This window comes from Roseateles sp. (genome assembly GCF_046300915.1).
In the GTDB taxonomy this organism is placed as follows: Bacteria; Pseudomonadota; Gammaproteobacteria; order Burkholderiales; family Burkholderiaceae_C; genus Kinneretia.
The window spans coordinates 1-9,364 of record NZ_JBKCLH010000153.1 but is presented as its reverse complement, the minus strand read 5'-3'; the positions used below and the strand labels follow the sequence as shown (position 1 = coordinate 9,364).

9 protein-coding genes are annotated in these 9,364 nt (G+C 65.8%); all 9 read left to right on the top strand.

The features are described 5' to 3' along the window. Positions 1-1,270: lipoprotein-releasing ABC transporter permease subunit (locus ACK5F2_RS11875; RefSeq protein WP_409864841.1), on the top strand; the 1,270-nt coding region annotated here is incomplete at its 5' end. Between the two features lie 100 nt (positions 1,271-1,370). Beyond that, complete coding sequence (locus tag ACK5F2_RS11870; protein WP_409864840.1) at positions 1,371-2,021, top strand: ABC transporter ATP-binding protein; 651 nt, start codon at positions 1,371-1,373, stop codon at positions 2,019-2,021. 43 nt (positions 2,022-2,064) lie between these two features. Further along, on the top strand, positions 2,065-2,931 hold the full coding sequence (gene purU / locus ACK5F2_RS11865; RefSeq protein ID WP_409864839.1) for a formyltetrahydrofolate deformylase: 867 nt from the start codon (positions 2,065-2,067) through the stop codon (positions 2,929-2,931). 10 nt (positions 2,932-2,941) lie between these two features. After that, positions 2,942-3,754: a TatD family hydrolase gene (locus ACK5F2_RS11860; protein ID WP_409864837.1), complete on the top strand. Its 813-nt coding sequence runs from the start codon at positions 2,942-2,944 to the stop codon at positions 3,752-3,754. Next, entirely contained in the window at positions 3,747-4,265 is a 519-nt protein-coding gene (locus ACK5F2_RS11855; protein ID WP_409864835.1) for a DNA-deoxyinosine glycosylase, read from the top strand. The genes ACK5F2_RS11860 and ACK5F2_RS11855 overlap by 8 nt, the downstream gene beginning before the upstream one ends. Continuing rightward, positions 4,262-5,062, top strand: a complete 801-nt coding sequence (locus tag ACK5F2_RS11850) for a spermidine synthase (protein WP_409864834.1) — start codon at positions 4,262-4,264, stop codon at positions 5,060-5,062. Before ACK5F2_RS11855 ends, ACK5F2_RS11850 begins: the two co-directional genes overlap by 4 nt. Beyond that, the gene (locus ACK5F2_RS11845) at positions 5,059-6,858 is read left to right on the top strand and encodes a GspE/PulE family protein (RefSeq protein ID WP_409864832.1); all 1,800 of its coding nucleotides are present in this window, start codon (positions 5,059-5,061) and stop codon (positions 6,856-6,858) included. Before ACK5F2_RS11850 ends, ACK5F2_RS11845 begins: the two co-directional genes overlap by 4 nt. Positions 6,859-7,000: 142 nt before the next feature. Beyond that, the gene (locus tag ACK5F2_RS11840) at positions 7,001-7,465 is read left to right on the top strand and encodes a tripartite tricarboxylate transporter TctB family protein (protein ID WP_409864831.1); all 465 of its coding nucleotides are present in this window, start codon (positions 7,001-7,003) and stop codon (positions 7,463-7,465) included. A gap of 13 nt (positions 7,466-7,478) precedes the next feature. Continuing rightward, positions 7,479-8,987 (top strand): tripartite tricarboxylate transporter permease, encoded by a 1,509-nt coding sequence (locus ACK5F2_RS11835; protein ID WP_409864830.1) that lies wholly within the window; start codon positions 7,479-7,481, stop codon positions 8,985-8,987. Positions 8,988-9,364: the final 377 nt, after the last annotated feature.

Genomic DNA, 9,364 nt, shown 5'->3' with positions numbered 1-9,364 from the left:
GAATTGGCCCTATGAATTGCAGATCGGCTGGCGCTACACCCGCGCCGGCCGGGGCGGGCGGCGCAACCGCTTCATTTCCTTTATCTCCGGCGTCTCGGTGCTGGGCATTGCCCTGGGCGTGGCGGCCCTGATCATCGTGCTCTCGGTGATGAATGGCTTCCAGAAGGAGGTGCGCGACCGCATGCTCAGCGTGATCTCCCATGTGGAGCTGATGAGCTATGACGGCCAGGGCCTGACGGATTGGCAGGCGGTGGCCCAGCGCGTGCGCGACATCCCGGAGCTGGGCTCCCAGATTGCCGGTGCGGCGCCTTTCGTGCTCTCGCAGGCCCTGATCGCGCGCGGCGAAGAGATGCGCGGCACCATCGTGCGCGGCATCGATCCGCAGCGCGAGGCCGAGATCACGCCCCTGGCGGCCCAGCTGCTCAAAGAGGGCGTGAGCACCCGGCTGCGCAGCGGCGAATGGGGCATGGTGATTGGCGGTGAGCTGGCGCGCCAGCTGGGTGTGCGCGAGGGTGACAAGCTCACCCTGGTGGCGCCCGGCGGCCAGGTCACGCCCGCCGGCACCACGCCGCGCCTGAAGAGCTTCACCGTGGTGGGCATCTTCCATGCGGGTCACTATGAATACGACAGCGGCCTGGTGCTGATCGATATCGACGACGCCGCGCGCCTGTTCCGCACGGGTGGCCCCAGCGGCGTGCAGCTCAAGCTGCACGATGTGCACGAGGCGCGCCGGGTGGGTGAGCGGCTCATGGGCACTTTGGGTGCCGAGCTGCGCGTGCGCGACTGGACCCGCACCAATGCCAACTGGTACGACGCGGTGCAGGTGGAGAAGCGCCTGATGGGCATCATCCTCACCCTGATCGTGGCGGTGGCGGCTTTCAACCTGGTCTCCACCCTGGTGATGACGGTGACGGACAAGCAGTCCGACATCGCCATCCTGCGCACCTTCGGCGCCAGCCCGCGCTCCATCATGGCCATCTTCATGGTGCAGGGCGCCACGGCCGGCATCATCGGCACGCTCTCGGGCGTGGGCCTGGGCCTGCTGGTGGCCTTCAATATCGATGTGATCGTGCCGGCCATCGAGCGGCTGCTCAATGTGAGCTTCCTGCCCGGCAGCATCTACCTGATCAGCCGCATGCCCAGCGACCCGCAGAGCGCCGACATCATTCCCATCGCCGTGACCTCCCTGATCCTGGCCTTCCTGGCCACCCTTTATCCGAGCTGGCGCGCCAGCCGCGTGCAACCGGCCGAGGCGCTCCGCTATGAGTAACTTTGAACCCCTCGCCCAGGCGGAGCCTGGTCGGTCCCCCGAGGGGACGCTGTCGTCCTTGGGGCGGCCCGGCGGACGACAGGAACTAGTTCTTGAGGGCGTGGCCCTGAGCCGCCGCTTCAAGGAAGGCGGCCTGGATGTGCGGGTGCTCAAGGGTGTGGACATCCGCGTGGCGCGCGGCCAGACCCTGGCTGTGCTGGGTGCCTCGGGCTCGGGCAAATCGACCTTGCTGCATCTGCTGGGCGGGTTGGACAAGCCCTCGAGCGGGCAGGTGACGCTGATGGGCCGCAACCTGGCGTCGATGGGCGAGTCGGCGCTGGGGCGCTGGCGCAACGAGCACCTGGGCTTCGTCTATCAGTTCCACCACCTGCTGCCCGAGTTCAGCGCGCTGGACAACGTCGCGATGCCGCTGCGGGTGCGGCGCATGCCCCAGCCACAGGCGCGCGAGCAGGCGGCGGCCATGCTGGCCCGCTTGGGCCTGGCCGAGCGCCTGGCGCACCGGCCGGCCGAGCTCTCGGGTGGCGAGCGCCAGCGCGTGGCCATTGCCCGTGCCCTGGTGACCCAGCCGGCCTGTGTGCTGGCCGACGAGCCCACCGGCAATCTGGACCGCGACACGGCCGACGCCGTCTTCGCCCTGATGCTGGAGACGGCTCGCGCCCAGGGCACGGCCTTTGTGCTGGTGACCCATGACCAGGGCCTGGCCGCGCGCTGCGAAACGCAGCTGAAACTGGTGGGCGGCGCCCTGCAGTAGGATCGCGGGCCCGATTTCTCACCAACCCAGCCGCCACCGCTGTATGAGCCAGACCGCCCGCTTCATCCTGAAACTGAGCTGCCCCGACCAGGCCGGCATCGTCCATGCCGTGACCGGTTTCCTGCTGGAGCAGGGCGGCAATATCGTCACCTCGCACCAGCATGGCGACGCCGACCACCGGCGCTTCTTCATGCGCATCGAGTTCGAGGCGTCGGCACCGGCCGAGGGCGCGGCCCTGCGCCAGGCCTTCGAGCCCCTGGCCCAGCGCCTGCAGATGGACTGGGAGCTGGTGGGCCGCGAGACCAAGACCCGCGTGTTGCTGCTGGTGTCCAAGCTGGGCCACTGCCTGAACGATCTGCTGTTCCGCGTTCAGACCGGGCATCTGCCCATCGAGATTCCGGCCATCGTCAGCAATCACCGCGACTTTTACCAGCTGGCCGCCTCGCACAATATTCCTTTCCACCACTTCCCGCTGCTGAACAGCACGCCGGAGCAGAAGGCGGCGCAGGAGCGCAAGATCATCGAGGTGATCGAGGAGAACCGCATCGACCTGGTGGTGCTGGCCCGCTATATGCAGATCCTCAGCCCCGAGCTGTGCCAATACCTGTCTGGTCGCGCCATCAATATTCACCACAGCTTCCTGCCCAGCTTCAAGGGCGCCAAGCCCTATCACCAGGCTTATGAGCGCGGGGTCAAGCTGATCGGCGCCACGGCGCACTATGTGACCTCGGACCTGGATGAGGGCCCCATCATCGAGCAGGAGGTGGCGCGCATCGACCACAGCCTGGCGCCCGAGCAGCTGGTGGCCATGGGCCGCGATGTGGAGTGCGTGACCCTGGCCCGCGCCATCCAGTGGCATGCCGAGCACCGCGTGCTGCTCAACGGCCACCGCACGGTGGTGTTCCGCTGAGCTGAAGCGCATGTGGGTGGACAGCCATTGCCACCTGGACGCGCCGGAGTTCGACGCGGATCGGGATGTGGTCGTGGTCCGCGCGCGTGCGGCTGGCGTCTCGCAGATGGTGATTCCCGCGGTGGGCGCTTTCGACTTCGAGGCCGCGCGCGATCTGGCGCATAAGCATGGTTTTGCCTATGCCCTGGGCATCCACCCGCTTTATGTGATGAAGGCGCGGGATGAAGACCTGGCCACCCTGGCCGGCCTGCTGGAGCGCCACCGCGAGGACCCGCGCCTGGTGGCCGTGGGCGAGATCGGCCTGGACTTCTTCGTGCCGGGCCTGGACGCGGCCCGCCAGCAGTTTTTCTACACCGAGCAGCTCAAGCTGGCTCAGCGCTTCGAGCTGCCGGTGATCCTGCATGTGCGCAGGAGCGCAGACCAGTTGCTGCGCGGCCTGCGTCGCACCGTGGTGCGGGGCGGCATTGCGCACGCCTTCAATGGCAGCCGCCAGCAGGCCGATGCCTTCATCGCCCTGGGCTTCAAGCTGGGCTTTGGCGGCACGCTCACCTATGAGCGCTCGCTGCAGATTCGCCGCCTGGCAGCCGAACTCCCGGCGCAAAGCCTGGTGCTGGAGACCGATGCGCCCGATATTCCGCCGCACTGGCTTTACGCCACGGCCGAGCAGCGCGCCGCGGGCCAGGCCCAGGGCCGCAACGAGCCGGCCGAGCTGCCGCGCATTGCTCAGAGCCTTGCAGCGCTGCGGGGCTGGTCAGCGGAAGAGACCGCGGCCGTGACCAGCGCCAATGCGCGGGCCGCCTTGCCGCGGTTGGAGCATGCCTGAGTCCGGCGCAGGGCTGCGCCGCCGGGGCTTGGCCCCGGTTTGGGCACCCGATGCCCGCCTGCTGCTGCTGGGCAGTTTTCCCAGCGCCGCCTCCTTGGCCGCCCAGCAGTACTACGGCCACCCGCGCAACCAGTTCTGGCCCCTTCTGTCTGCCCTGTGGGGTGAGGATCTGCGCGCCCTGGACTATGACCAGCGCCTGGAGCGGGTGCGCGCACGCGGCCTGGCCATCTGGGATGTCTACGCCGCCTGCGAGCGCGAAGGCAGCCTGGACAGTGCCATCCGTGCCGCCGAGCCCAATGATCTGGCCGGTCTGGCCGCGCGCCTGCCCCAGTTGCAGGCCGTGGCGCACAACGGTGGCGAATCGGCCCGGCTGATGAAGGTGACGGCGGCCCTGGGCCGGCCGGTCTACCGCCTGCCCTCCAGCAGCCCGGCCAATGCCAGCTGGTCCTTCGAGCGCAAGCTCGCAGCTTGGCGCGAGGTCTTCGCCCGCCATGGTCTACTCACGCCATGAGCAAGAAGAGCAACAAGAAGATCGACTGGGTGCCCGCCACGCTGAGCGAGCATGACGGCGTTCGCTACCTGCATCTGGACAGCATCTGGGTGCAAGGTGCGATGCGCATCCGCAAGCCCCAGCAGCTGGAGTTGGAGTACATCCAGCGCATGATGGCCTGGATGCTGTGGCGTGACAGCGCGTCCCTGCGCGAGGGCCGGGTGGTGCAGCTGGGGCTGGGTGCGGCGGCGCTGACCCGCTTCAGCCACAAGGTGCTGCGCATGAAGACCACCGCCGTGGAGCTCAACCCCACGGTGATCTCGGCCTGCAGGGCCTGGTTTCATCTGCCGGAGGATGACCAGCGCCTGAATGTGCTCAACGAGGACGCCGCCGCCTGGGTCGCTGACCCGGCGAACTGGCAGAGCACGGCGGTGCTGAATGTGGACCTCTACGACCACGACGCCGCCTCCCCGGTGCTGGACGACGAGGACTTCTACGCCGGCTGCCGCGCCGTGCTGGAGGATGGGGGGCTGATGACGGTCAATCTCTTCGGCCGCCACGCCAGCTTCGCACGCAGCGCCGCTCGCATTGCCCGGGTCTTTGGCAGCGACCAGGTCTGGAGTCTGGCACCCACCAAGGAAGGCAATACCGTGCTGGTGGCCGCGCGGGGCGTGCAGGTGCCGGACCGGGAGACGCTCGAGCGGCGTGCAGATAACATCGAATCGCAGTACGACTTGCCGGCGCGTAAATGGCTGCGCCTGGTGAGGCCGCTGCCAATGAGCATCATCAACCAGCTTCTGAGCGAGTCGCAACCATGAGTGCGAACCCATCCCCGAGCAAGCCTGCTGCCGGCCTGGTCAAGCCCGAGGGCCGGCTTGAGTGGCGCACCCTGCTGCGCTGGATGCAGGAGGACGGGCTGATCGATGCCGATCAGGTGCAGCGCACGGAGGCGCGCTTTGCGGCGGGGGATTCCTCCCTGCATCCCCTGGTGCGCCTGGGGCATGCAGGCCTGGTGCGCGCGGGTACCGGCAAGTCTCTGGATCTGGAGCAGCTCACGGAGTGGCTGGCCAGCAGGGCCCAGATGCCCTATCTGCGCATCGACCCGCTCAAGGTTGATGTGGGGCGGGTGTCCGACATCATGTCGGTGGGCTATGCCGAGGCCAAGCGCTGTCTGCCGGTGCAGGTGGGACTGACCGAGGTCGTGATCGCCACCTCCGAGCCCTATGACCGCAGCTGGGTGGCCCAGATCGAGTCGCATGCCCGCAAGCCGGTGCGCCTGGTGCTGGCGAATCCGCTGGAGATCGCGCGCTACACCACGGAGTTCTACACCCTGGCGCGCTCGGTGCGTGCCGCCACCAAGACCGGCGAAGTGACCCAGATCGCCAGCTTCGAGCAGCTGGTGGAGCTGGGCAAGAGCAACAAGCAGCTGGACGCGAACGACCAGGGCGTGGTCCAGGTGGTCGACTGGCTGTGGCAGTACGCATTCGATCAGCGCGCCAGTGACATCCATCTGGAGCCGCGCCGCGATATGGGCGTGATCCGCTTCCGCATCGACGGGGTGCTGCACACGGTCTACCAGCTGCCACCCTCGGTGATGAGCGCCATGACCTCGCGCATCAAGCTGCTGGGCCGCATGGACGTGGTGGAGCGCCGCCGCCCGCTGGATGGCCGTATCAAGACGCGCAACCCGGCTGGGGACGAGGTGGAAATGCGCCTGTCCACCTTGCCCACGGCCTTCGGCGAGAAGATGGTCATGCGCATCTTTGACCCCGATACCGCCGTCAAGAGTCTGGACCAGCTGGGCTTTGCCGGCCATGACGCGGAGCGCTGGACCCGTCTGACCGCCCAGCCCCACGGCATCATCCTGGTGACCGGCCCCACCGGCAGTGGCAAGACCTCGACGCTTTACTCCACGCTCAAGCGTCTGGCCACCGACGAGGTCAATGTCACGACCATCGAGGACCCGATCGAGATGATCGAGCCGGCCTTCAATCAGACCCAGGTGCAGCCCGCGCTTGACCTGGGTTTTGCCGAAGGCCTGCGCGCCCTGATGCGCCAGGATCCGGACATCATCATGGTGGGCGAGATCCGCGATCTGGAAACCGCGGAGATGGCCATACAGGCGGCGCTGACCGGGCATCTTGTCTTCAGCACCCTGCATACCAATGATGCCGCCTCGGCCATTACACGCCTGACCGATCTGGGGGTGCCTCCCTATCTGATCACCGCAACCGTGATCGGCGTGCTGGCGCAGCGTCTGGTGCGCACCCTGTGCCCGACCTGCAAGCAGCCAGACCCGCAGGTGACGCGCGAGACGCTCAACGAGATGCTCAAGCACTGGCGCATGAGCGGTGGGGTCAAGCCCTACAAGCCGGTGGGCTGCCTGGACTGTCGCAACACGGGCTACCGTGGGCGTGCCGGCCTGTATGAATTGCTGACCGTCAGCGAGGCCGTGAAGGCCACCATCCACCCCACGCCTGATGCATCTGCCTTGCGGCGTCAGGCCATGCAGGAGGGCTTGAGGCCGCTGCGCCTTGCAGGGGCCATGAAGGTGGCGGAAGGCCTGACCACCCTGGAAGAGGTTTTGCGCAGCACTCCGCAATGGGAAGCCTGAGGAATGACCTGAGGCATTGATGTCGCCTTCGGCCCGGTTTGCCGGGCTGGGCTGTGGCAGATGCTTACGTGGAAACCACACAGGGTCGCAGGAGGGGGCTGCCTAGAATGCGGGCAGTCCAATGCGATAGAGGGTTCCTCACATGAAGATCAAAAGTCAAACAGACTTCTGGTCGGGGCTGATGTTCTTGCTGGTGGGCCTGGGCTTTGCCTGGGGCGCTACGGAATACAGCTTCGGCAATTCGGCCCGACCCGGCCCCGGCTACTTTCCCTTTGGCCTGGGCATTCTGCTCGCCGTACTGGGAGCCGTGGTGCTGTTCAAGGCGCTGACCATTGAGTCAGAAGACGGCGGCCGCATTGGTGCCATCGCCTGGCGCCCTCTTGGCGTCATCGTCGGCGCCATCGTGCTGTTCGGCTGGGCCTTGCCGCACCTGGGCATGGTGATCGCGCTGCCCCTGCTGGTGGTGATTGCTGCCATGGCCGGTGATGAGTTCAAGTGGCTGGAAGCCCTGCTCACGGCCGCCTTCCTCACGGTGGGCAGCTGGGCCATCTTTGTGTGGGGCCTGAATCTGGTGATCCCGCTGTGGCCCACCTTCCTGGGTCGTTGAGGAGTAGCGGGACATGGAACTGTTGAACAACCTGGCGCTGGGCTTCGGCACGGCGCTCACGCTGCAGAATTTGCTGTACGCCTTTGGCGGTGCGGTGCTGGGCACCCTGATCGGCGTGCTGCCGGGTCTGGGCCCCGTGGCCACCATCGCCATGCTGCTGCCCTCGATCTATGCACTGGATGCGACGCCCGCCCTGATCATGCTGGCAGGTATCTACTACGGCGCACAGTACGGCGGATCGACCACGGCCATTCTGATCAATGTGCCGGGTGAGTCCAGCTCGGTCGTCACCGCGATCGATGGTTACCAGATGGCCCGCCAGGGTCGCGCGGGCGCCGCATTGGCGGCCGCAGGTCTGGGCTCCTTCTTTGCCGGTTGCGTGGGCACCGTCGTGATTGCCGCCTTTGCGCCACCGCTGACCGAGCTGGCCTTCAAGTTTGGTCCGGCCGAGTACTTCTCGCTGATGGTGCTGGGTCTGATCGGTGCCGTGGTGCTGGCCTCGGGCTCTCTGATCAAGGCCATCGCCATGATTCTGCTGGGCCTCTTGCTTGGGCAGATCAATACCGATGTGATCTCCGGCACCCCGCGCTATTCCTTCGACATTCCCGAGTTGACCGACGGCATCAACTTCGTCGTCATCGCCATGGGCGTGTTCGGCTTCGGGGAGATCATCGCCAACCTCGGCAAGCCCGCGGAGCACCGCGAGGTCTTCACCAAGGATGTGAAGGGCTTGTGGCCGACCAAGCAGGACTTCAAGGATGCCTGGCCCGCCGTACTTCGCGGTACCTCGCTGGGGTCCATCCTGGGCGTGTTGCCCGGTGGCGGTGCGCTGCTGTCCTCCTTCGCGGCCTACACGCTGGAGAAAAAGCTGTCCAAGACGCCCGAGAAGTTCGGTAAGGGCGCGATCCAGGGCGTGGCCGGTCCCGAATCGGCCAATAACGCCGGCGCACAAACCAGCTTCATCCCCATGCTGACCCTGGGCATTCCGCCAAATGCCGTGATGGCTTTGATGGTGGGCGCGATGACCATCAAGGGCATTCAGCCTGGTCCTCAGGTCATGACCAGCAATCCGGAGCTGTTCTGGGGCTTGATCGCCTCCATGTGGATCGGCAATCTGATGCTGGTCATCTTGAACCTGCCCTTGATCGGCATCTGGATCAAGCTGCTCACCGTTCCCTATCGGTTCCTGTTTCCGGCCATTGTGGTGTTCTGCTGCATCGGCACCTACACGCTGAACAACAACAGCTTCGATGTGTACCTGACGGCCCTCTTTGCCGTGGTGGGCTACCTCTTCTATAAGCTGCGCTGCGAGCCTGCCCCCTTGCTCCTGGGCTTCATTCTCGGTCCCATGATGGAAGAAAACTTGCGCCGCGCCTTGCTGCTGTCGCGCGGGGACTGGACCACCTTCATGACGCGCCCGCTGTCGGCCAGCTTGCTGATCGCCGCGACGCTGATGGTGGTGGTGGTCATGCTGCCGTCCATCAAGAACAAGCGCGAAGAGGCGTTCAAGGACGAAGACTGAGCCTGCCGCCAAGCGCCGACCCGGTGTCGGACTTGTCAGCGATAAGTGACTCGAAGAGCCTCGCAGCGAAAGTTGCGGGGCTCTTTTCTTTTGCAGCCGCCCAGCCCTTGATCACCCCGAAAGACGTCTTGTCTAGCCGGCTTGAAGCCGATGCATGAAAAAGTTGCTTGCGCGCCAGAAATCCTGTGCTACAGTTGCGGGCTTCGCTGATCACAGCGGCTCGCAAGAGCGGCGACGATGGGTGAAGAGAAGCGAAAAGCGCGACAAACAATAAATGTTTAAAACGCTTGACGAGTTTGAGAAAAATAAGTCATAATCTCGCTTCTGTGCTGATCACTGATCAGCGACGCGAAACAAGGTGGCGAAGGCTGCTGAAG